This is a genomic window from Streptomyces sp. NPDC001513 (assembly GCF_042894695.1).
GTDB lineage: Bacteria > Actinomycetota > Actinomycetes > Streptomycetales > Streptomycetaceae > Streptomyces.
In genome coordinates this window covers 159,868-182,467 of record NZ_JBIAVU010000010.1, presented here as the reverse complement: position 1 = coordinate 182,467, position 22,600 = coordinate 159,868, and the positions used below count along the sequence as shown (strand labels likewise).

Sequence of the window (22,600 nt, the reverse complement as noted above, 5' to 3'; positions counted from 1 at the left end):
TTCCCCCGCTACCCGTGATCGCGGAGATCGTATGCGCATGCGAACTGGATCGCTAGTCCGTTCGAGACTGGGGGAAGGGCGGGTGCACCGCCGAGGGACCGTATTCGGCGGCGCACCCACCCCCCGGTCACCGCCGGGCGAAGGCCGCGACGGGGTTCTTGAGGGTGCCGATCAGCTGCAGGGCGGCGGACGGGTCGGAGAGGTCCACCATCTGCTTGTTGTTCCGCAGCTGGAGGCGGTTCAGGCAGGACAGCTGGAACTCCTCCGCGAACAGGTCGTACCGCGCGAAGCGCTCCGCGAGCTGCGGCATCGACTCCTGGTACGCGTGACCGCAGTCGGCCACCGCCTGCCAGAAGGTGTCCTCGTCGCAGATGCCCTCCGTCGCCAGGATCGGACCCAGGAAGCGGAAGAAGCAGTCGAACACGTCCGTGAAGACGGACAGCAGCTTCATGTCCTCCGGGACGTCGGCCTTGATCCGCTCGACCGCCGGCGGCAGGACCGCGTCCGGGTCCATGATCACGATCTCTTCGGCGATGTCCTTGAAGATCGCCCGCTTCACCACGCCGCCCTCGATGACGAGGATCGTGTTCTCGCCGTGCGGCATGTACGCGAGGTCGTACTGGTAGAAGCAGTGCAGCAGCGGGACCAGGTAGGCGCGCAGGTAGTGGCGCAGCCACTCCGCGGGGGTCAGGCCCGACTCCTCGATCAGGGCGCCGACGAAGGACCTGCCCTCGGCGTCGACGTGCAGGAGCGAGGCCATGGTGGCCAGCCGCTCGTCGCCCTTGAGGGAGCTGACCGGGGACTCGCGCCACAGCGCGGCCAGCATCTTGCGGTACGGCGAGTAGCGGTCGGTGGCGCGCTCGTACTGGCGGTGGTGGTAGCCGATCGCCGCGCGCTCGCGGATGATCGAGAAGTCCACCGACTGCAGGACCTCGTCGCCCTCGATCAGCTGGTGCAGCCAGTCGTTGATGGCCGGCGTGGCCTCCATGTAGGCGGCCGAGAGACCGCGCATGAAGCCCATGTTGAGGACCGAGATGGCCGTCTTGACGTAGTGCTTCTCCGGCGCGCTCCGGTTGAAGAACGTACGGATCGACTGCTGCGCCAGGTACGCGTCCGAGCCCTCGCCCAGCAGCACGAGGCGGCGGTTGGCGATCTCGGCGGCGAAGGTGACCGTGGTCTTGTTCCACCACTGCCAGGGGTGGACCGGCAGCAGGTGGTAGTCGGCCGGGTCCAGGTCCAGGGCCGCCAGCTGCGCCGCGAACCGCGCGACCGTCTCCTCGCCCAGCTCGGCGCGGACGAAGGAGTCGTGGTCCAGGCCCGAGCCCGCCGTGAAGGTGGAGACGTCCTTGCGGGCCGCCACCCACACCAGGTGGACCGGGCTCGCGGTCTCCGGGGCGTACGAGAGGTACTCGTGCACGCCGAAGCCGAGGCGGCCGTTGTTCGCCACGAAGCAGGGGTGGCCCTCGGTCATGCCCGTCTCGATGTCCTGGAAGGAGGACTTCGCGAGGACGTCGGAGGAGATCTGCGGCTTCGTGTACTTGAAGCCCGTGCCGGCCAGGGTGGAGGAGATCTCCTCCAGGTAGACGGGCAGGACCTCCGGGCTCAGGCCCAGCGCCTCGCGCAGCTCGATGTGGAAGTCGATCGCGTCCAGCGGGAGCTCCGCGCCGTCCTGCAGGCGGGTGACCGAGGACTCGTCCACCGACCAGTGGTCGAGGGCGTGCAGGACGGCCTTGAACCGGTACTCCACCGTGGAGTCGTCGCTCAGGACCGAGTACCAGGAGTCGCCCAGCGGCTTCGGCGTCAGCAGGCGTTCGTGGGAGAACTCCGCGAGGGCCTTGCGGACCAGTGCGCGGTTCGCGCGGGCCCACAGTTCCGGGGAGAGGTGGGAGACGGCGTCGGCCAGGCTCATATCGACACTTCCTGGGTGATGCCGGTGGCGGCCTCGAACTGGGCGCGGGTGCAGAAGCTGAGGAGGGCTTCCTTCTCCGGCTTCTGCACCTCGCGCTCGGGGACGAAACCGACCACCGCGTTGAGGGCGTGCACCGCCGTGTTGCGGACGTCGGGCTCGACGACGACGCGCTCCGTCTCCACATCGGCGAAGAGGGCGGCCATCACCGTGGTGATCACGGCGCGGGTGAAGCCGCTGAGGGGCTGGTCGCTGGGCGCGACGAGGAAGTGCATGCCGACGTCGCCGGGCTGGGCGTCGTACAGGCCGACCAGTTCCAGCTCGCTCGGGTCGTAGCTCTCCATCAGGAAGGCCGGGCGGCCCTCGTGGAGGCCGATGAAGGCGTGGTGGTGCTCGTGCGCGGCGATCCGCATGTACTCGCGCTCGACGTCCGGCAGCGAGGCGTCCTGCATCATCCAGAACGAGGCCTTCGGGTGCGTGACCCACCCGTGCAGCAGCTCCGCGTCGGCGAAGGGGTCCAGCGGGCGGATGGCGAAGGTCCCGAGGACCGCGTCCGTCCGGCTGAAGAGGGTGTCGGTGGTGCTCATGCGTGCATGCCTTCCGGGGCTGCGAACTGCTGGAACGCGATGGACTTCTCGACCTTGTAGTACTCGCGGCCGAGGAGTTCGCCCACGATGTAGGCGTTGCGGTACGCGGCCATGCCCAGGTCGGGCGAGGTCAGGGAGTGGTTGTGGGTGGTGCCGTTCTGCAGGTACACCCCGCGGCCGGTGGTGTCGACGCTGTAGTTGCGGCCGGCGTCGAGGCGGCCGTGGCCGTCGAAGTTCAGCCGCTCGCGCACCGGGGCGAGGAACTCGGGCACCTGGTACTTGTAGCCGGTGGCCAGGACCAGGCCCTCGGTGGCGAGGGTGAAGTCGCGCTCCTGCTCCTCCTGGCGCAGCCCCAGGGTGTAGGTGCCCGTGGTGGTGTCGTACGCCGTGCTGTTCAGGGAGGTGTTGGTCAGCAGGGTGGTCGGCACCTGCCCCGGCATGGTGATCTTCTTCTGGTAGAGCAGGTCGAAGATGGCGTTGATCAGGTCGCCGTCGATGCCCTTGAAGAGGTTCTTCTGCTGGGTCTCCAGCCGGTAGCGGGTGTCCTCGGGGAGGGCGTGGAAGTAGTCCACGTACTCGGGGGAGGTCATCTCCAGCGTCAGCTTCGTGTACTCCAGCGGGAAGAACCGCGCGGAGCGGGTCACCCAGTTGAGCTGGTAGCCGTACGTGTCGATCTCGGCGAGCAGGTCGTAGTAGATCTCGGCCGCGCTCTGGCCGGAGCCGATCAGCGTGATGGACTTCTTCTTCTGCAGCTCCGCCTTGTTCTGCATGTAGACGGAGTTGTGCAGGAAGTCGCCGGCGAGGCCCTCGCAGGACTGGGGGACGTGCGGCGGGGTGCCGGTGCCCAGGACCAGGCGGCGGGCCCGGTGGGTCTCGCCCTTGTCCGTGTGGACCTCGTACAGGCCGGCCTGCTCGTCGTAGGTGACCTCGGTGACGGAGGTGGACCACCGGACGTTGTCGAGCCGGTCGGCGGCCCAGCGGCAGTAGTCGTTGTACTCGGCGCGCAGCGGGTAGAAGTTCTCCCGGATGTAGAACGAGTACAGCCGGTCCTGGTCCTTCAGGTAGTTCAGGAAGGAGAAGGGCGAGGTCGGGTCGGCGAGGGTGACCAGGTCCGACATGAACGGCGTCTGCAGGTGCGCGCCGTCCAGGAACATCCCCGCGTGCCACTCGAAGTGCGGCTTCGACTCGATGAACAGGCCGTTCAGCTCGTCGATCGGCGCGGTGAGGCAGGCGAGTCCCAGGTTGAAGGGACCGAGGCCGATACCGATGAAGTCGTGGGTCTCAGTGGTGGACGGCAAGGGATTCTCCCAGGAACTGCTCGGCGTGTGCGGCGAGGAGGTCGAGGACGGCAGCGATGTCGGCCGTCGTGGTCTGCGGGTTGAGGAGGGTGAACTTCAGGTACTGCTTCCCGTCCACCTTCGTCCCGGCGACGACGGCCTCGCCGGAGGCGAAGAGCGCCTTGCGGGCGTGGAGCTGGGCCTCGTCGAGGAGGTCGGCGGGGACCTCCCGGCCGGGCAGGAAGCGGAAGACGAGGGTGGAGATCTGCGGCTTGACGACCACCTCGAAGCGCGGGTCGGCGTCGATGATGTCCCAGCCGGCCGCGGCCAGGTCGATGACCTCGTCGAAGAGCGAGCCGAGGCCGTCGGCGCCCATGACGCGCAGGGTCATCCAGAGCTTGAGCGCGTCGAACCGGCGCGTGGTCTGGATGGACTTGTCGACCTGGTTGGGGATGTGCTCCTCGGCCATGCGGCGCGGGTTGAGGTAGTCCGCGTGGTACGTGGCGTGCTTGAGGGTGTCGCGGTCGCGGACCAGCATCGCGCTGGAGCTGACCGGCTGGAAGAACGACTTGTGGTAGTCGACAGTGACCGAGTCGGCGTGCTCGATGCCGTCGAGGAGGTGCCGGCGGGTGGGGGAGACCAGCAGTCCGCAGCCGTAGGCGGCGTCCACGTGCATCCACGCGGAGTGCTCGGCGGTCAGGCGGGCGATCTCGGGGAGCGGGTCGATGGACCCGAAGTCGGTGGTGCCGGCGGTGGCGACGACGGCCATCGGGAAGAGGCCTTCGGCGGCGCACTCCTCCAGTTCCAGGGCGAGCACCGCGGTGTCCATCCGGCGGTTGCGGTCGACGGGAACCGAGATGACGGCCTCGTAGCCGAGACCCAGCATGGCGGCCGACTTCTGCACGCTGAAGTGGCTGGCCTCGGAGGTGAAGATGCGCAGCTTGGGGAGGAGTTCGGCCTTGGTGAGCTCGGTGCCCTCCTCCAGGGCCCGCTTCATGACGATGCGGCAGGCCTCGTCACGCGCGAGGAGCAGCGCGTGGAAGTTGGACTGGCTGCCACCGGAGGTGAAGATGCCGTCCGCGGCGGGGCCGAGGCCGATGCGCTGGGCGGTCCAGTCGATGAGGCGGCGCTCGATCAGCGTGCCGCCGATGGACTGGTCCCAGGTGTCGAGGGAGGAGTTGACGGCCGAGAGGACCGCCTCGCCGAGCACCGCGGGGATCACGACGGGGCAGTTGAGGTGCCCGAGGTAGCGCGGGTGGTGGAAGTACACCGCGTCGCGCAGGTAGACGTCTTCCAGCTCGTCCAGGACGGCCGCCGAGTCCGCGAGCGGCTTGTCCAGGTCGATCCCGTTGATGACCGGGGCGAGTTCGTCGACGGATATACCGGTGTGGGGCCGTTCCGTGGTCGCGAGTTTGGCGGCGACGCGGTCGACGCCCTCGGTGACGGAACGCCGGTAGAGGTCCGCGGTCGTCTCATTCAGCAGATGCGAGCGCATCAACTTTCCTCCGGGCAGGGGGAGAAGGGGAGGGTGGGGTGTGTGATGTTTAGGTTAGCCTAACCTAAACTAATAAGCCAAATGGAGATGGGCCCTGGCTGAAAAGCCAGGGCCCATCTCCAACGGCCTTACGGGGTGCGGCAGTCGACTACAGCTCGGACGCCGGGTCCTCGCTCGGCGCCTTGCCGGCGTACGCCTCGGCGAGGAGCTGCTCCTCGCTCGCGCCGAGCCGCCAGTAGCCGGTGAAACGCACCGCGCGGCGGTCGACGGATCGTTCCTGCACGAAGTGCCGGCGCACCGAGCGAATGGTGCCGGCCTCGCCCGCCAGCCAGACGTACGGGACTTCGGCGGCGAGCGGTTCGGCCGAGCGCAGCACGCTCAGCACCTGCTCGGTCCGCTCCCGGCCGTGGCCCTCGCGCACGATCCAGGTGATGTCCGCGTCGGCGAGCGTGTCCGGCGCGATCCGGTCGTCCTCGTGCGGGACCTCGAACCAGGCGCGGACCCGGGTCCCGGCGGCCAGCCGGTCCAGGATCGCGGCCGCGGCCGGCAGTGCGGTCTCGTCCGCGTACATCCAGATCGCGTCGGTGGCGGCCGGCGGCTGGAAGCGTACGGACTTGTTCTCCGCGACGGCCGGGCCGATGGCCAGGATCCGGCGGCCGGCGACCGCGCGCCCGGCCCAGCGGGAGGCCGGCGAGGCATCGCCGTGCAGGACGAAGTCGATGTCGACCTCGACCGCCCCCTCGGGCGTACGGCGCTGCTCGCGCACCGTGTAGGAGCGCATCACCGGCCGCTCCTCGTCCGGCATCCCGCGCCAGGCGGCGAACCAGGTGTCCTCGTCCGTGGACGGGAGCACGGTGTGCTCCCGGCCGGACGGGGGCAGGAAGAGCGACAGGCTCTGGTCGAAGCCGCCCGAGCGGAAGCCCGCGAGGGACTCCCCGCCGAACGTGACCCGCAGGAACGAGTGGCCGAGGCGGCGCGTGCGGACCACTTCGAGCTCGAAGAACCTGAAGTGGGCGATGGCCGGAGCGGTGTCGTCGGACGCGGTGACGGTCATGCGGAGGATCCCCCTGGAAGTCGGAACGGCCTACGGGCGCCCGGGGTCACCGGGCGCCGCGGGTCGACAGGGTCAGCTGACCTTCTTGGCGCTCTGGATGGACTTCGCGAGGTCCTCGAGGATCTGGGCGCACTTGGCGTACGAGTAGATCGGCTCGGTGACGCGCGGGGTGATCTGGCCGGCCTTGACCGCCGGGAGCTCGGCCCAGGTGGCCTTCGCCTTCAGCTCCTCCGGCTGCAGGGTGCCGGTGCGGTTGTCGAGCAGGACGACGTCGGCCTTGTACTTGCCGGCGTTCTCCCAGCTGAGGCTCTCGAAGAAGCCGCCCTCGTCCAGCTTCTCCGGGGTGACGAACTCGACGCCGAGCTGCTTGAAGTACTTCAGGTCGGCGGAGGTGTCCGGGGTGGAGACGTAGAACAGGTCGGCGGAGCCGGAGCCCACGAGCACCTTGACGCCCGGGTTGGCCTTGGTGGCCTCGCGCACCTTCGCGGCGGCGGCCTCGAAGCGGGCCTTCGCGTCGACGGTGGTCTTGGCGTTCATGTCGGCGCCCAGGGACTTGGCGAGGTCCGCGGTGCGCTCCAGCGCCTTGTCGAGGGTGGCGTCGCCGCCCACGGAGATCGCGGCGGCCGGGGCCAGCTTCAGGATCTTGTCCTTGGAGGCCTCCGGGACGTACCAGTACGTGCCGTCCCAGGTGTTGGTGACGAGCAGCTCGGGCTGGAGGGCCGCGTACTTCTCGACGTTGAACTCGTCGTAGACGTTGCCGAGGATCTCGACCTTGGAGATGTCCATCGAGCCGGCCTGGACGTCGGGCTTGCCGTCGGCGGTCTTGGTCGGGCCGAAGACGCCCTTGACCGGGATGCCGTAGTCGTACAGCGCGGCGGCGGTGCCGGTGAACGCGACGATGTTCTTCGGCTTCGCCTTGGTGCTGACCTCCTTGCCGAGGTCGTCCTTGAAGGTCCAGGGGCCGGAGGCCGCAGCGCCGTTGTCCTTGCCGCCGTCGCCCTTCGCCGAGTCGGTGCCACCGCATGCGGCGAGTGCCGCGACGAGGCCGAGGGCGCCGCCTGCCGCGATGAAACCGCGGCGGGTGAAGGAGGAGGTACGGGACTTGGGCATGTCGATGTCCGTTTTCGTGCGTATCCGGGCGGCCACTGAGCCGTTCGTGAGGAAGGTTAGCCTAACCTTGGCCGAAAACGATAAGGGGGCCCTAAGTTTTTACGGGCCCCCTCGTTCCGTCCGGACCCGGACGAGCCCTGCGGCTAGGCGGTGAAGCCCAGTTCACGGGCGATCAGCATGCGCTGGACCTCGCTCGTGCCCTCGCCGATCTCCAGGATCTTGGAGTCCCGCCACATGCGGGCCACCGGGTACTCGTTCATGAACCCGTAGCCGCCGTGGATCTGGGTCGCCTCACGGGCGTTGTCGACGGCGACCGTCGAGGAGTACAGCTTCGCGATCGCCGCCTCCTTCTTGAAGGGCTCGCCGGCCACCAGCCGGGAGGCCGCGTCGCGCCAGCCGATGCGGGCCATGTGGGCGCGCATCTCCATGTCGGCCAGCTTGAACTGGATGGCCTGGTTGTCGCCGATCGCCTTGCCGAAGGCGTGCCGCTCCTTGGCGTACTTCACCGACTCGTCCACACAGCCCTGCGCGAGCCCGGTGGCGAGCGCCGAGATGGCGATCCGGCCCTCGTCGAGGATCCGCAGGAACTGGGCGTAGCCGCGGCCCTCCGCGCCCACCAGGTTGGCCAGGGGCACCCGTACATTGTCGAAGGACAGCTCACGGGTGTCCGAGGAGTTCCAGCCCACCTTGGAGTAGGGCGCGGCCACCGTGAAGCCCGGGGTGCCGGACGGGACGATGATCGAGGAGATCTCCGGGCGGCCGTCCGCCTTGCGGCCCGTCACGGCCGTGACGGTGACCAGACCGGTGATGTCCGTACCGGAGTTGGTGATGAAGCACTTCGAGCCGTTGATGACCCACTCGTCGCCGTCCTTGACGGCCGTGGTGCGGGTGCCGCCGGCGTCGGAGCCCGCGCCGGGCTCGGTCAGACCGAAGGCGCCGAGGATCTCTCCGGAGCACATCCGCGGCAGCCACTCCCGCTTCTGCTCCTCCGAGCCGAAGAGGTAGAGGGGCATGGCGCCCAGGGAGACGCCGGCCTCCAGGGTGATGGCGACCGAGGAGTCGACGCGGGCCAGCTCCTCCAGGGCGATGCCGAGGGCGAGGTAGTCCCCGCCCATGCCGCCGTACTCCTCCGGGAAGGGCAGGCCGAACAGGCCCATGCGGCCCATCTCGGCGACGATCTCGTAGGGGAACTCGTGCCGCTCGTACAGGTCGCCGATCTTCGGGGCGACGACGTCGTGCGCGAACGCCTCGACGGTGCGGCGGAGTTCCTCGTGCTCAGGGGTGAGCCGGTGGTCGAGGGACATGGTGTGACTACTCCTTGTGGGAGAGGGCGCGGACGGTACGGGAGGGGCTGGGACGCCCCAGCTGTTCGGCCATCCACACGCTCGTGGCGGTGAGGGCGGCCAGGTCGACCCCGGTCTCGATGCCGAGGCCGTCGAGCATCCACACCAGGTCCTCGGTCGCGAGGTTGCCGGTGGCGCTCTTCGCGTACGGGCATCCGCCGAGGCCGCCTGCGGAGGCGTCGACGGTGGTCACGCCGTGCTGGAGCGCGGCGAGGGTGTTGGACAGGGCCTGGCCGTAGGTGTCGTGGAAGTGCACGCCGATGCGGTCGGTGCCGACGCCCGCCTCGTTCAGGCCGCTGAGCAGCTCCCGGACGTGGCCGGGGGTGGCGACACCGATGGTGTCGCCGAGGCTCAGCTCGTCGCAGCCGAGGTCGAGCAGGGACTTCGCGACCCGTACGACCTGGTGGACCGGGACGGGGCCCTCCCAGGGGTCGCCGAAGCACATCGAGAGGTAGCCGCGGACGTGCGCCTTCTCCTGCTTCGCGCGGGCCACCACCGGCTCGAACATGGCGAGGGACTCGGCGACGGTCCGGTTGAGGTTGCGGGAGGCGAAGGTCTCGGTGGCCGAACCGAAGACGGCGATGCGGGTGGCCCCGAGGGCGAGCGCGCGGTCCAGGCCGCGCTCGTTGGGGACGAGGACGGGCAGGGCCACCCCGTCGAGGTCCGCGAGCTGCGGGAACAGCGCCTCGGCGTCGGCCAGCTGCGGAACCCACTTGGGGTGCACGAAGCTGGTGGCCTCGACGGTGGTGAGCCCGGCGGCGGCCAGGCGGTGGATGAACTCCGCCTTGACCTCGGTGGGTACGGCGCCCTTCTCGTTCTGCAGCCCGTCGCGGGCGCCGACCTCGTGGATCCGGACCCGGGCCGGGAGGCCGGCAGCCGGGACGGTCATGGGCAGCCTGTTCACGCGGCCCCCTCCTCGTCCTCGTCGGGGGTGACGACGGCCAGGACCTGGTCCATCGCGACCGTGGTCCCGGGGGTCACGTCGAGCTCGGTGACGGTGCCGGCGTGCGGGGCGGAGATGACGTGCTCCATCTTCATGGCCTCGACGACGAGCAGGCTCTGCCCGGCCGTCACCTTGTCGCCGACGGCCACCTTGACGACGGTGACGGTGCCGGGCATGGGGGCGGCCAGTGTGTCGGCGCCGGTCCTGCCACCGCCGCTGAGGTTCGCGGCGACGGGGTCGTACGCCTGGACGTGCCAGCTGTCGCCGTCGCGGCCGAGCCAGGTCCCCTCCGGGGAGGTGGCGTGGCTGAAGCGGTGCGTGACGCCGTCGAGTTCGACGGTGACGAGGTCGGGGGTGCGGGTGAGGATCCGGCCGCGGGCCGGTGTCCCGGGGGCGCTGCCCCCGGACCCCCGCGCCTCAAACGCCGGCGGGGCTGGATTCGGCCCGGCCGAGTCCGAGATCAGCAGCTCGGAGTCCGTCCCCAGAGGGCGAGTACGAACCTGCACCGGATCCTGGCCGGGCAGCCGGAAGTGGTGGACCGTCCAGGCGGGCGTGCCGCCGAGGCGCCAGCCGTTGGCGGCGTCGAAGGGGTCGACCCACCCCTTCAGCCCGTCCGTACCTCCCAGCCCCTCCGGCGTTTGAGGAGCGGGTCCGGGCAGAGCCCGGGGGCCCTGCGCCAGCAGGGCTGCCGTGGCGTACACCTCATCCGGGACCCCCTCCGGCAGGAGGGACGGGAGGTCGCGCTCGACCAGGCCCGTGTCCAGGTCGCCCGACACCACGTCCGGGTGGGCCAGCAGACGACGCAGGAACCCCGCGTTGGTCTGGACACCCAGGATCACGGTGTCCGCCAGCGCCCCCCGCAGCAAGCGCAGCGCACTGGCGCGGTCGGGCCCGTACGCGATGACCTTCGACAGCATCGGGTCGTACGTCGACCCCACCGGCACGCCCGCCGTCAGCCCGGAGTCCGTGCGCACGGCCCCGCCGTCCGGCTCCGAGAGGGCCAGGACCGTGCCGCCGGACGGCAGGAACCCGCGCGCCGGGTCCTCCGCGCAGACGCGGGCCTCGATCGCGTGCCCGGTCAGCGTCACCCCGGACTGGTCGAAGCCCAGCGGGGCGCCGGCCGCCACCCGGAGCTGCTGTTCCACCAGGTCCAGCCCGGTCACCAGCTCCGTCACCGGGTGCTCGACCTGGAGGCGGGTGTTCATCTCCATGAAGTAGTAGGAGGAAGGGTCCACGCCCGGGACGATGAACTCCACCGTGCCCGCGCCGACGTACCCGCAGGAACGGGCCGCGTCGACCGCCGCCGCGCCCATCGCCGCACGGGTCTTCTCGTCGAGCAGGACCGACGGCGCCTCCTCGATCACCTTCTGGTGCCGGCGCTGCAGCGAGCACTCGCGCTCGCCGAGGTGCACCACGTTCCCGTGGGCGTCGGCCAGCACCTGGATCTCGATGTGCCGCGGCCGGTCGATCCACCGCTCCACCAGCAGGGTGTCGTCGCCGAACGAGGACTTCGCCTCGCGGCGGGCCGCCGCGATCTCCTCGGCCAGCACCGCCTCGTCGCGGACCAGCCGCATGCCCTTGCCGCCGCCGCCCGCCGAGGGCTTCAGAAGCACCGGCATGCCGATCTCCTTGGAGGCGGCGACCAGTTCGGCGTCGGTCAGGCCGCTGCCGGAGGAGCCGGGAACCACGGGCACGCCCGCCGCCTTCACCGTCTCCTTCGCGCGGATCTTGTCGCCCATCAGGGAGATGGCGGAGGCCGGCGGCCCGATGAAGGCCAGTCCGGCGTCCGCGCAGGCCTGGGCGAAGGCCGCGTTCTCGGCGAGGAAGCCGTAGCCCGGGTGGACGGCCTCGGCGCCCGTGCGCCGGGCGGCGTCGAGGAGCCGCTCCACGGACAGGTAGCTCTCGGCGGCCGCCGCCGGGCCGATCCGGACGGCCGTGTCGGCCTCCCGTACGTGCCGGGCGTCCGCGTCGGCGTCGCTGAAGACGGCCACGGAGCGGATGCCGAGCTCCCGCAGCGTGCGGATGACCCGGACCGCGATCTCGCCGCGGTTCGCGACCAGAACAGTGCTGAACATCGAAGAGGTCCTCACGTCACATGCGGAAGATGCCGAAAGCGGAGTCGCTCAGGGGAGCGTTCGCGCAAGCCGTCAGGGCCAGCCCCAGCACCTGCCGGGTCTCCATCGGGTCGATGACCCCGTCGTCCCACAGCCGCGCCGTGGCGTAGTAGGCGTTGCCCTGCTCCTCGTACTGCGCGCGGACCGGGGCCTTGAAGGCCTCCTCGTCCTCGGCCGGCCACTCCTGGCCCGCGCCCTCGATCTGGTCGCGCTTGACGGTGGCCAGGACCGAGGCCGCCTGTTCGCCGCCCATCACGGAGATCTTGGCGTTGGGCCACATCCACAGGAACCGCGGCGAGTACGCCCGCCCGCACATCGAGTAGTTGCCCGCGCCGTAGGAGCCGCCGACGACCACCGTCAGCTTCGGCACCCGGGTGCAGGCCACGGCCGTCACCATCTTGGCGCCGTGCTTGGCGATGCCGCCCGCCTCGTAGTCCTTGCCGACCATGAAGCCCGAGATGTTCTGGAGGAAGAGGAGCGGGATGCCGCGCTGGTCGCACAGTTCGATGAAGTGCGCGCCCTTCTGCGCGGATTCGGCGAACAGGATGCCGTTGTTGGCGATGATCCCGACCGGGTGCCCGTGGATCCGGGCGAAGCCGGTGACCAGGGTCTGCCCGAACTCGGACTTGAACTCCTGGAAGCGGGACCCGTCCACGATCCGCGCGATGATCTCGCGGGCGTCGTACGGGGTGCGCGAGTCGACGGGGACCGCGCCGTACAGCCCGTACGGGTCCACCTTGGGCTCCTCCGGAGCCTCGACCGACCAGGGCAGGGCCCCGCGCTCCGGGAGGGTCGCCACGATGTTCCGTACGATCCGCAGCGCGTGCGCGTCGTCCTCCGCGAGGTGGTCGGTCACGCCGGAGATCCGGGAGTGGACCTCGCCGCCGCCGAGCTCCTCGGCCGTGACCACCTCACCGGTGGCGGCCTTCACCAGCGGCGGGCCGCCGAGGAAGATCGTGCCCTGGTTGCGGACGATGACGGCCTCGTCGCTCATGGCCGGTACGTACGCCCCGCCCGCCGTGCAGGAGCCGAGGACGGCGGCGATCTGCGGGATGCCGGCCCCCGACATGCGCGCCTGGTTGTAGAAGATGCGGCCGAAGTGCTCCCGGTCGGGGAAGACCTCGTCCTGCATGGGGAGGAAGGCGCCGCCCGAGTCGACCAGGTAGAGGCAGGGGAGACGGTTCTCCAGGGCCACCTCCTGGGCGCGGAGGTGCTTCTTGACGGTCATCGGGTAGTACGTGCCGCCCTTGACGGTGGCGTCGTTCGCGACGATCACGCACTCGCGGCCGCTGACCCGGCCGATGCCCGCGATGACCCCGGCGGCGGGGGCGGCGCCCCCGTACATGCCCTCGGCGGCCAGCGGGGCCAGCTCCAGGAAGGGCGATCCGGGGTCGAGGAGGGCGTCCACGCGGTCGCGGGGGAGGAGCTTCCCGCGGGCGGTGTGGCGGGCGCGGGCCTTCTCGCCGCCGCCGAGCCGGGCCGCGTCGAGCCGGGCGCGCAGGCCCTCGGTCAGCTCGCGGTGGGCGGCCTCGTTGGTCCGCCAGGCCTCGGACGCCGGGTCCGCGGCGCTCGTCAGCACTGGTGCCTGCTGCATCGGTCGAGCTCCCTTGCTCGGTGCACGCTGTTAATAAGCGTTAACGCATGTACGGCCTAGGTTAACGAGCGCTAACGGCCCTGTCTAGAATGGTTTCCCATGAGCACCAGAGCGGCCGCCCCCACCCGTCGCGAGCAGATCCTCAGTGAGGCCGCCCGCCTCTTTGCCGCGCGCGGATTCCACGGTGTCGGCGTCGACGAGATAGGCGCCGCGGTGGGCATCAGCGGCCCCGGCCTCTACCGGCACTTCGCGGGCAAGGACGCCATGCTCGCCGAGCTGCTCGTCGGCATCAGCGAGCGGCTGCTGACCGGCGGCCGCCACCGGGTCGCGGAGGCGGCGGGCGCCCCGGAGCGGGTCCTGTCCTCCCTCATCGACGGACACATCGACTTCGCGCTCGACGACCGGGCGCTGATCACCGTGCACGACCGGGAGCTCGACCGGCTGCGGGAGGCCGACCGCAAACTCGTACGGCAGCTGCAGCGCCAGTACGTGGAGCTGTGGGTGGAGGTCGTACGGGAACTGCACCCGGAGGTCGTCGAGGCCGAGGTGCGCGTCTCCGTGCACGCGGTCTTCGGCCTGCTGAACTCCACCCCCCACCTGGCGGCCCTGGGCCGGGAGGCGACGGAATCGCTGCTCCGCCGCCTCGCGCACGGGGCGTTCGGGGCGCTGTCGGCATGACCCCGGGCGTCCGCCGACCGGAATGGACGCGCCGCCTCCGCCCCGGCGGCGGCAGAATGGCCCGTATGCCGAAGCCGATAGAGACGCCGAGCCGTGCCGAACTCATCGACCATCTGGTCCGTACGCGGATCGCCGGGCAGGTGGCGACCCCGCGGGAGAACAACCTCTCCCACTACCGCAAGCTCGCCAACGGCGACCGGCACTACTGGCTCGGGCTTGAGCTGGGCGATCGGTGGACGGACGAGCAGGACGTCCTCGCGGTGATGGCGGAGCGGTGCGGTGTCGTGGACGACCCGGCCTTCCGGTACGGCCAGGACACCATCGACCCGGAACTGACCGTGGCCGGCCTGGACCGGCTGGCGGCGCGGCTGCGCAAGGCGGCGCTGGACCGGCAGAGCGTGCTGTTCGCCACCGGCCACCCGGGCGGGCTGCTGGACGTCCACCGGGCCACGGCCGCGGCCCTGCGCGCCGCGGGCTGCGAGATCGTCGTCATCCCCTCGGGCCTGGTCGCCGACGAGGGCTCGGTGTGGCAGTTCGCCGACGTCGCGGTCCTGGAGCGGGGCGCCACGCTCTGGCACACCCACTCCCCGGAGCCGATGGCCGCGATCCTGGACGGCCTGACCGCCGAGAACCGCCCGCAGCCGGACCTGGTGGTCGCCGACCACGGCTGGGCGGGCTGCGCGGCCCAGCGCGGCCTGGACGCGGTCGGCTACGCCGACTGCAACGACCCGGCCCTCTTCCTCGGCGAAGCCGAAGGCACCCTCCAGGTCGCGATCCCCCTGGACGACCACGTCCGCGACCCCCGCTTCTACGACCCGCTGGTCGCGTACCTCCTCAACGCGGCGGGCCTGCAGGGCGCGTAGGGGGCGGCCACGCGAAAGCCCCGACCGGGATTCCCGGCCGGGGCTTTCGGGTTTGCTACTCGGGCCTCCTGAGATCCGTTGAGAGATCGGAGCTACTCGCGTGGTGAAATGCCGGGCCGGAGAGCCTGCCAGATATGTCCCGCGGCCGCCACAATGCACTCCCTCGTTGAGCTCGCATGCGCCAGATCAACTCCACCATGTCTGACACCGCACTGCTCCGCCAACGCAGCGCCCGTGACGGCCCCCGTTCTGCGCGTCACCGTTCCCCGGCATTACCGTCAGCTACTGTCCAGACGCCCCTTAGGTCCTATCAGCCGCGGCTGATAGGACCTAAGGTTTATGTCAGGAGATTTGTGCAGCTCGGATGGAGATCCAATGTCGAAAGGATCGGGCCATTAGATCGCTCAGCGTGAGAATCTTCCCGCCCTCGATAGCCTGGCGCGAATCCCTTTCGTGGCATTCGGCGAATTACGAAATGATGGAACTGTTGACGCTTGACCAATAGATGCGAGCTGCCTGAATGATGGAATCATACTCGGCAGATGCTACGACGGCGACCAATGTAGGGCCTGTCAATGATCCATCCTCGTCGCCTCGCGCCACCACGACTGTGTTCCCCTTGTGTGTATATCCGTGGATCAACCAGTCGTCCAACGACTCCGCGATAGACAAGGTTGTGCGGTCATGGAGCTCTTCCTCGGTCAGCAACGCTGAGAGGATGATGTCCCTGTCCGAGGCGAAGAGGTTAAGTCGATCATCTTCCAGATGGGTCAAGCTTCCCAGCCTGGCCATGGCTGTGCCCAGAATGCATGGTTCGGTGTCGCCGATCAATTGACTGTCGATGATGAGCTGGAACCGGAACATGCCGCGGCCCTTCAGCGGGGAAACAAGAAATCCGAATCGACCGTCGTCGGTCAAGAACCTCACGTCTAGCCTCTCTTGACCTGAATGGGAACGCGGCTCATCGGAATCGGGACCGAGGTGCCCGACTTCGTTACGCCGTTGGTACTGCCACTCCAGTGCCACTTACCGTTTCCGTCGTCGAAGTACCGGTAGTACTCGGCACTCTTGCCGGAGCCGACCTTGGTCCACCTGGTGCCGTCGACGAGGACACTCTTGCCGAATTGTGCCTCAGCGTCATCCGGCAGTACTGCCTTCTTCGGAACATACGGGTTCGGGCCACCCGTCGGGTCATGGTGCCCCGGGTTCTCATACTCAGGGCATGGGCTGCTGTTGTGAACGAGTGTCGGTGTCGAGCCGGCCAGCACATAGTACGTGTGGAAGTCCGCCACGGTGAAGTTGTAGGTTTTGACGTGGTCCGTGAACGCGCGGTTGGCCGTGACGACTGAGGTCGTCCCCTTGTCGGTAGCCAGGGTCATCCCCGGCAGGAGATCGGCAGCATCCACCCAGGACTTCTCGGAAGGTGACCAGAAGGGGTGCTCGTGCGTCGCCGTAATTTCGTCGATGCCGTCGGATGTGGCGATGGAGAGCGCGTTCAATTCGCGATCGCCCTCTGTCCGGATCAGCTTTTCGACAGGTCGGGCTGTTGTCTCTCCGGATATCGGGTCGGTGGCGAGAACGCTGTCACCGACTTCGATTTCCTCGATCTTCTTTCGTGAACCGTCCGCCATCAGGACCAGCGTGCCGGCGAGGAAGCAATTTCCCCCCTTCCTGCCCAGTTTCAGAAACCTGGGGCCGGGCATCAAGAATGTAGCGATGCCGGCTCCGATAGCCTCCGGTGATTCGAGATCGATCCCCTGGTCCGTAACCCAATCGTCGAATTTGTCACCCTCGTTGCAGTCAGGTGAGGTGTTGAGGAAGCATTCGGGGGACATTGTTATTTCGGCACTGAATTCGGCCCCGTGGAGGGCCGAGCTTGCGAATCCTGCGGCCGCGTTTGCAATCGGTTTTCCGTCGATATTTTTCGGCGGGCAGAATCGGACACCGGTGCAGCGTGTGGGCTTCTTCGTCGGCTTGGGGTCTCCGCAGTTCTTGCGGCATACCTTTTCGGTTTTTCCGTATCCCTTGATGTACCTGGTCGAGGCCTCGACGACGCTCTGGGGCGCGGCCTGGAAGCCGGGGTCCTCGTTGCCGCCTACGAAGTACTTGAGGCCGTCCGGGTCGGAGAAGGTGAAGGGGTTGTTCGCGGCGTAGGTGTAGCCGTGGAGCTGCTGAGAGTCGGTGAGGTCCATGATCGGGTCGACGGAGATGAATCGGCCGATCAGCGGGTCGTACTCGCGGGCTCCGATGTGGGTCAGGCCGCTGTCGTTGTCCTTGGTTCCTCCGACGAAGGTCTTCTCGCCGGTCCACGTCGTCGGCTGGGTGCCGCGGGCTTCTCCGAAGAGGCCGGTCTTGCGGCGGGTGACCGTCTGGGTCGTGTCGGCGGTGATCTGCGTGGTGCTGGTGTTGTGGTGGTCGGCGAGGGTGAAGGTGAGCTTGCCACCCGTGCGCATCGCGATGTCGCCGTAGTAGCGGGTCCCGGTGAGCGTCCCCGTCTTGTCGAGCTTCAGCTCGTTGCCGGACGGCAGGTAGAGGGTGGTGGCGTCCTTCTCCTTGCGCAGGATGCGGTTACCGGTCGTGTCGTAGGTGAACGAGTCGGTGGTCGTGCCCTGGATGAGGGACTTGAGGTGCCCTTCGGCGTCCCAGTCGAGGTACTGGGTTTCACCCGTGCCGCTCTTGCGGGTCTTGGTATTGCCGGTGGCGTCGTAGGTGAAGGTCTCCTCATGCGGGTCGGTGCCGGTCTGGGCGACCTTGGGCAGGTCGTGCTTCCCGGCGGTCGACGGCGCGTACGTGCGGACGGTGTCCGCAGTCGGGCCCGAGGCGGTCTTGTGCTTGGTCTCCGTCTTGCGGTTACCGACGGCGTCGTAGGTGTACGTGGTCCAGTACGGGTCCTCGCCACCGATGACGGTCGCCGACGGAGTGGCCGCGCAGGTCTCGCCCTTGTTGGTCCAGGCCTGGGTGATGCGGCGCAGGGCGTCGAGGTTGACGCACTGGGTGTCGGTCGTCCGGGTGACGTCCTGGCCGTATGCGGTGGCGATGGCGGTCAGGTTGCCGACGGGGTCGTTCGTGTACTTGGTGTCCTCGATCCGCTGAGGGGCGAGGTCACGGTCGGCGTAGGCGCGGGTGAGGGCGCCGGTGTGTTCGTCGAACTCGTTGGACCGGTACAGGCGCTGGCCGGACGCGCCGAGCTCCTGGCGGATCGTGCGGCCGTAGTGGTCGTAGGTCATCGCCGACACGAGGCGGCTGTTGCCGGCACCCATGTTGTTCAGCAGGCCGGAGACGGACTTGTAGGTGCTGCCGACCGTCTCGGCCGGGAGACCGCCCATGGCCGGGTGCCTGGTCGTGAGGACCTGGCCGGCGATGTTGTAGGTGTTCGTCCACTTGTACGTGCCGGCCAGGGCGCCGGTGTCGGGGGTGGACGGGACGGTGACCTGGGATTCGAGAGGCTGGTAGAGGTCGTTGTAGGCCAGGACCTCCGAGGTGTACGCCTTGCCGTCTACGTAGCGCGTGGACTTGGCCGGCTGGCCCTTGGCTACGGTGTCGTAGACGGACGAGGTCAGCGTTGTCGCGCCCTGCGTGGTGGCGACGGGTCGGCCGAGGTCGTCGTAGTCGGTGTGCAGGGTGACGCCGCGGGCGTCGGTGACGTCGCTGACGCGGTCACCGGCGTCGTAGGCGGTCTTGGTGACGCCCTTGTCCGGGTCGTTCGCCTCGACCTGGCGGCCGCGGACGTCGTAGGTGTACGTCCACTTGGCGTTGCCTGGGTCGGTGACCTGGCTCAGCTGGCCGAGCTTGTTGTAGGTGTACAGGGTCGACTGCGAGGCGGTGCGAGCCGGGTCGGTGTACTGCCTGGCCTCGACCGTGCGACCCAGCGCGTCGACGACGGTGGTGGTCGTGGTGCCGCCCGGGGGTGGGTTGACCGTGGTGGTGTCGCCGGTGTAGCTGGTCGTGGTGCGCTTGGTCTCGGTGCCGAACTTCTTGGTGATTGCCGCGGTCGGGCGGCCGGCACCGTCGAAGAGGATGTCGGTGGAGGCAGGGTAGTTGAGCTCCTGTCCCGTAACCAGCTCGGGTGAAGGCGTTCCGTCGGCGTAGTACGTACCGGAGGAACGCCACGCCAGGCCGCGGGTGTCGTAGAAGGTCTCCGTGACCAGACGGCCGGCCAGGTCGGGGGACTGGGTCTGTGTCTGGCGTTCGCGCAGCAGACCGTCCTGGATGGAGTGGACGACGGCGTACTTGTAGTCGTGGGTCAGCGTCTTGGACGTGACGACGTTGGGACCGCTGTTGCGGACGGTGTACTCGAACACACGGCTCGGCAGGTCCGGGTTGGCCTCCGCGGTCCAGTTCGGCACCCAGACCTTCGTCACCCGGCCCAGGGCGTCGTACGCCGTCGTGACGACCTTGCCGTTGGGGTCGGTGACCTTGGTGGCCTGACCGCGCAGCGGGTCGAGCTGGCTGGTGACGGTGTGGCCGAGCGCGTTGGTCGCCGTCATCGCGGTCGGGACCTCGCCGGTGGCCGGCGTGTATGCGGTGGAGGTGACCTTTCCGTAGGCGTCGGCGGCCGACAGTGCCCGGCCGTACATGTCGTAGCAGAGCTGGTTCTTGGCCGCACCGCAGGTGGACGGGATGCTCGACGTGGTGTCGTAGCCGTCCCCCTTGCCGTTGATCTTCTCGGTCTTCGTCACCAGACCCGTGCCGGGTACGGTGCCGAGCGTGCCGTTGTCGAAGTAGGTGCGGGTGTCGCTGATGACGTCGGCCGGAGTGCTGCCGGTGGTTTCGCAGGGCAGCGCGACGGTTTCGACGTGGCTCTGCCGGTCCAGGATCCAGGTGGCGGTGTTGCGTGCGTAGGTGGTCCTCGTGCAGGACTCGTCGCCGGTCTTGGCGGAGTCACCGGTGCTCGACTGCCAGTCGGCCATGCCGTAGTCGTCGAAGTGACGGCTGGTCTCGGTCGTGCGGGTGCCACCGGTGACGGTGGTGCGGCTCGACTCCTTCTCGACATTCGTCTTGTACGAGACGAGGTTGGGAAGGCCGGGGCGAAGACGCTTGGCCACCTCACCCGAACGCCACGGCGTGCTGGACGTCGCGCTCACGAGCTTGCCGGTGTCGTCACCCTCGTAAGTGGCCGACTCGCGGACCATGCCGGCGAACTCGGGACGGTCGGTGACCGCGGTCCCGGTGCCGTCCTTGACCGCCTTGCCGTCGAGGCCCCGGAAGTAACGGGTCTCCGAGAGCGTCTTCGGGTCACTGGCCGCACCGGTGCGCGTCTGGACCAGTTCATAGCCGCGCGGCACGGAGTGGACACGGTCCTCGGCCTTGGTGAACTCGCTGGTGTCCTTGTCCCAGGCCGCTACCCCGACGTAGCTGTACGAGGTCACCTTGTCGGGCGTCGCAGCCAGGTTGTCGCCCTCCACGATCTGGGTGACGACGTAGGTGTTGAACCAGTCGATCTTGGCGTCATCGCCCTCCCACGCCCACTTGACAGGGAAGCAGCGTGTGGTGTTCGTCGCATCCGCGGCCGGGAGCGTGGTGGGCGTGCAGTCCTGCTGGGAGTAGGTGACACCGATGGTGCCGCCGGTCTCGGTGTTGACCTGGGACATCCGCAGCCGGATGTACGGGGCCAGGCCGTCCCCGGTCTTGTCCACCCGGTTGGGGCGCGGCTCACCCGCGAAAGTGACGGGATCGAACGGGACGTCCGTGGCGGCGCCCGCCTTGGCGGTACGGGAGATGGACTTCAGCCACATCGGGGTCGAGATGCCGTCGCCCGCCGGCGGGAAGTTCTGGTCCAGGGTCCAGGAGTCGACGTCCTGGTACGCGCCGCCGGTGAGGATCTTGGTGTTGATCCCGGTGAGGCGCATCCGCGACCAGAACGTCGGCGAGAACTGGCTCTTGCACTCCGTGGACCCGTCCTTGCAGAACATGTCGTACGGAGAGTCCGGCCAGTTCGTGGCGTTGGCTTCGTCGAAGGTGCCGCAGGCAGTGAGACAGCGCTCGTTGACGTCGAACTTCACCTGGGCCATGGCCTTGCCGGTGTAGACCGTGTCGGAGCGCAGGCCGTAGTCGATGTGGTCGAGCCAGCCGCCGCGGATGTACGGCGTGACCGTGGCCTTGCCGGTCGTCTCCGAGAAGTTGCGGCCGTAGTTGTTGGTCTCGGTCTTCCAGTAGTACGCCATGGCGCTGCCGCCGGGGGCGACGACGTAGTCGAGCTGCCAGCGCCAGGCCTGCTGGCACCACGCACTCGCGAACGAGGCGTTGTAGCAGGGTTCGCCCGTCTGGTTGCCGAAGACCGGCGCGGTCCAAGTCGAGTTGGTCGTCGGGTCGTCCGGGGCCGTGCCGTTGTCCTTCCAGCCGGGAAGACGGTTCAGGCCGAAGAAGTACTGCGTGCCGTCGGTCGTGGTGATTTTCCAGTGCTCACCCACACCATCGACGCCCGCAGTGCCCTTGTCGCCGTTGGTGGCACCGGTGAGCTTCTCGACCTTCTCGCCCGAGTCCGTGGCCGGGTGCCAACCCTTGCCCTGCTCGTATACGAGTTCGGTCGACTTGCCACCCAGCGACATCGTGGCGTTGTCGTTGAACCAGCACTGGTCGCCGACCTTGGTGGTGTTGGTACCACCGGCCTTGTCGTCGTTGCAGGGCTTGTACTTGCGCTCGATGAAGCCGGGCTCCCAGTTCCAGCCGTCACCGATCCACGAGCTCTGGCTGTTGGATGCGCCCGTGCGGCCGTCGACGGACTGGGAGCTGTAGCCGAGCGAGATCTGAGGGGCCAGTCCGCCGGGCACGGAGGGCGTGGCCACCGGGTAGGACCAGGAGAAGGCGCCGGTCGATCCGCCCGCGCTCCACGAGCCCGACTGCTGGAGCGAGGTCGCCTTGTAGTCACCCGTCGGGCCCGCGTCGCCCGCCGTCGCGGCCAGGACGGTCGCGCCGCCCGGAGCAGCGGAGGCCGACATGGCCTGCGCGCCCGCGGCCTTGGCCGACGGGGTGGTCACCTGGGCCGAGAGCTTGCCCGTGCGCGTGTCATTGTCCGTCTGCAGAGGCTTCTGCGTCCGGCACTCCGCGCGATCGGGAGTCGTCAGCGCACACGCAGGAAGTTCCACCAGGCGCAGCCGGGAGGCGTAGTCGCCGCCGTAGGCGCCCCGGAAGGAGTTGTAGTCCACCTCGACCTTCGCCGACGCGGACTGCGCGGCGCCGTCGGAGCGGCCCACCGACAGGAGGACACCGTCGACGCCCGCCTTGCGCGCCGCGTCCTTGCCGGTGACGGAGACCTTGACCTTCGACGGCGCTTCGGCCGCCTTGCCCGGCGCGACGTAGACGGCGACGGGGAGCTTGCCCGCCTGCGGCGAGCCCGAGCCGACGGCCGGGCCTCGAGCGGCACCCGACAGGAACGACTTCGATGCCGGACCTGAAGCCGAAGCCAGGTCCACCTCCGCCGAACCGGCCGCCGGCCAGGAGACCTTCGGCGCCTTCCACGGAGTCGCGGCCGCGTCATCGGCCTTCTTCGCCCCACCTGCACGGACCGGCTTGACCGGCACCGCCTTCGGCTGCTTGAGCTCCGTGAGTGACGGCTTGGATTTGCTGTCCGCTACGGCAATTGCGCCGGGCAACATGCCTGAGAGAACCACTGTGGCCAACGCCACAGAAAGTCCTC

At 68.8% G+C, this 22,600-nt stretch carries 14 protein-coding genes; 2 read left to right on the top strand and 12 right to left on the bottom strand.

Annotated elements, in window-relative coordinates:
- Positions 1 to 127: 127 nt before the first annotated feature.
- The 10 genes from ACFYZ4_RS23265 to ACFYZ4_RS23220 form a co-directional block, all read right to left on the bottom strand.
- The gene (locus ACFYZ4_RS23265; protein WP_351299251.1) at positions 128 to 1,909 is read right to left on the bottom strand and encodes an IucA/IucC family siderophore biosynthesis protein; all 1,782 of its coding nucleotides are present in this window, start codon (positions 1,907 to 1,909) and stop codon (positions 128 to 130) included.
- On the bottom strand, positions 1,906 to 2,493 hold the full coding sequence (locus ACFYZ4_RS23260; RefSeq protein WP_351299254.1) for a GNAT family N-acetyltransferase: 588 nt from the start codon (positions 2,491 to 2,493) through the stop codon (positions 1,906 to 1,908). The genes ACFYZ4_RS23265 and ACFYZ4_RS23260 overlap by 4 nt, the downstream gene beginning before the upstream one ends.
- Positions 2,490 to 3,791 carry a lysine N(6)-hydroxylase/L-ornithine N(5)-oxygenase family protein gene (locus ACFYZ4_RS23255; protein WP_390784728.1) on the bottom strand — a complete coding sequence of 434 codons (1,302 nt, stop codon included), beginning with the start codon at positions 3,789 to 3,791 and terminating at the stop codon, positions 2,490 to 2,492. Before ACFYZ4_RS23255 ends, ACFYZ4_RS23260 begins: the two co-directional genes overlap by 4 nt.
- A complete protein-coding gene (locus ACFYZ4_RS23250; protein WP_390784727.1) occupies positions 3,775 to 5,265 on the bottom strand; it encodes a pyridoxal phosphate-dependent decarboxylase family protein in 1,491 nt (496 codons plus the stop codon). Before ACFYZ4_RS23250 ends, ACFYZ4_RS23255 begins: the two co-directional genes overlap by 17 nt.
- 148 nt (positions 5,266 to 5,413) lie before the next feature.
- Complete coding sequence (locus tag ACFYZ4_RS23245; protein ID WP_390784726.1) at positions 5,414 to 6,319, bottom strand: siderophore-interacting protein; 906 nt, start codon at positions 6,317 to 6,319, stop codon at positions 5,414 to 5,416.
- 72 nt (positions 6,320 to 6,391) lie between these two features.
- Complete coding sequence (locus tag ACFYZ4_RS23240; RefSeq protein ID WP_390784725.1) at positions 6,392 to 7,429, bottom strand: ABC transporter substrate-binding protein; 1,038 nt, start codon at positions 7,427 to 7,429, stop codon at positions 6,392 to 6,394.
- Between the two features lie 143 nt (positions 7,430 to 7,572).
- Complete coding sequence (locus ACFYZ4_RS23235) at positions 7,573 to 8,733, bottom strand: acyl-CoA dehydrogenase family protein (RefSeq protein WP_351299269.1); 1,161 nt, start codon at positions 8,731 to 8,733, stop codon at positions 7,573 to 7,575.
- Between the two features lie 7 nt (positions 8,734 to 8,740).
- On the bottom strand, positions 8,741 to 9,661 hold the full coding sequence (locus ACFYZ4_RS23230) for a hydroxymethylglutaryl-CoA lyase (protein WP_351588184.1): 921 nt from the start codon (positions 9,659 to 9,661) through the stop codon (positions 8,741 to 8,743).
- Between the two features lie 11 nt (positions 9,662 to 9,672).
- Positions 9,673 to 11,790, bottom strand: coding sequence for a biotin carboxylase N-terminal domain-containing protein (locus ACFYZ4_RS23225; RefSeq protein ID WP_390784724.1), 2,118 nt, complete (start codon positions 11,788 to 11,790; stop codon positions 9,673 to 9,675).
- A 16-nt stretch (positions 11,791 to 11,806) separates the two neighbouring features.
- Positions 11,807 to 13,423: a carboxyl transferase domain-containing protein gene (locus ACFYZ4_RS23220; protein WP_351296172.1), complete on the bottom strand. Its 1,617-nt coding sequence runs from the start codon at positions 13,421 to 13,423 to the stop codon at positions 11,807 to 11,809.
- Between the two features lie 99 nt (positions 13,424 to 13,522).
- On the opposite strand from ACFYZ4_RS23220, the gene ACFYZ4_RS23215 reads away from it, so the two are divergent.
- Together ACFYZ4_RS23215 and ACFYZ4_RS23210 are read left to right on the top strand one after the other, a co-directional pair.
- Positions 13,523 to 14,101 carry a TetR/AcrR family transcriptional regulator gene (locus ACFYZ4_RS23215; protein ID WP_390784723.1) on the top strand — a complete coding sequence of 193 codons (579 nt, stop codon included), beginning with the start codon at positions 13,523 to 13,525 and terminating at the stop codon, positions 14,099 to 14,101.
- Positions 14,102 to 14,157: 56 nt separating this feature from the next.
- Positions 14,158 to 14,964: a phosphatase gene (locus ACFYZ4_RS23210; protein ID WP_384343497.1), complete on the top strand. Its 807-nt coding sequence runs from the start codon at positions 14,158 to 14,160 to the stop codon at positions 14,962 to 14,964.
- Positions 14,965 to 15,432: 468 nt separating this feature from the next.
- On the opposite strand, the gene ACFYZ4_RS23205 is transcribed toward ACFYZ4_RS23210, so the two are convergent.
- Positions 15,433 to 15,882 (bottom strand): hypothetical protein, encoded by a 450-nt coding sequence (locus ACFYZ4_RS23205; protein WP_390784722.1) that lies wholly within the window; start codon positions 15,880 to 15,882, stop codon positions 15,433 to 15,435.
- 11 nt (positions 15,883 to 15,893) lie between these two features.
- Entirely contained in the window at positions 15,894 to 22,559 is a 6,666-nt protein-coding gene (locus tag ACFYZ4_RS23200; RefSeq protein WP_390784721.1) for a polymorphic toxin-type HINT domain-containing protein, read from the bottom strand.
- Positions 22,560 to 22,600 lie beyond the last annotated feature (41 nt).

Excerpts from the sequence above, each read along its gene's own strand:
- ACFYZ4_RS23265 (WP_351299251.1), bottom strand. The coding sequence starts at position 1,909 with ATGAGCCTGGCCGACGCCGTCTCCCACCTCTCCCCGGAACTGTGGGCC.
- ACFYZ4_RS23260 (WP_351299254.1), bottom strand. The coding sequence starts at position 2,493 with ATGAGCACCACCGACACCCTCTTCAGCCGGACGGACGCGGTCCTCGGG.
- ACFYZ4_RS23250 (WP_390784727.1), bottom strand. The coding sequence starts at position 5,265 with ATGCGCTCGCATCTGCTGAATGAGACGACCGCGGACCTCTACCGGCGT.
- ACFYZ4_RS23245 (WP_390784726.1), bottom strand. The coding sequence starts at position 6,319 with ATGACCGTCACCGCGTCCGACGACACCGCTCCGGCCATCGCCCACTTC.
- ACFYZ4_RS23240 (WP_390784725.1), bottom strand. The coding sequence starts at position 7,429 with ATGCCCAAGTCCCGTACCTCCTCCTTCACCCGCCGCGGTTTCATCGCG.
- ACFYZ4_RS23235 (WP_351299269.1), bottom strand. The coding sequence starts at position 8,733 with ATGTCCCTCGACCACCGGCTCACCCCTGAGCACGAGGAACTCCGCCGC.
- ACFYZ4_RS23230 (WP_351588184.1), bottom strand. The coding sequence starts at position 9,661 with ATGACCGTCCCGGCTGCCGGCCTCCCGGCCCGGGTCCGGATCCACGAG.
- ACFYZ4_RS23225 (WP_390784724.1), bottom strand. The coding sequence starts at position 11,790 with ATGTTCAGCACTGTTCTGGTCGCGAACCGCGGCGAGATCGCGGTCCGG.
- ACFYZ4_RS23220 (WP_351296172.1), bottom strand. The coding sequence starts at position 13,423 with ATGCAGCAGGCACCAGTGCTGACGAGCGCCGCGGACCCGGCGTCCGAG.
- ACFYZ4_RS23215 (WP_390784723.1), top strand. The coding sequence starts at position 13,523 with ATGAGCACCAGAGCGGCCGCCCCCACCCGTCGCGAGCAGATCCTCAGT.
- ACFYZ4_RS23210 (WP_384343497.1), top strand. The coding sequence starts at position 14,158 with ATGGCCCGTATGCCGAAGCCGATAGAGACGCCGAGCCGTGCCGAACTC.
- ACFYZ4_RS23200 (WP_390784721.1), bottom strand. The coding sequence starts at position 22,559 with ATGTTGCCCGGCGCAATTGCCGTAGCGGACAGCAAATCCAAGCCGTCA.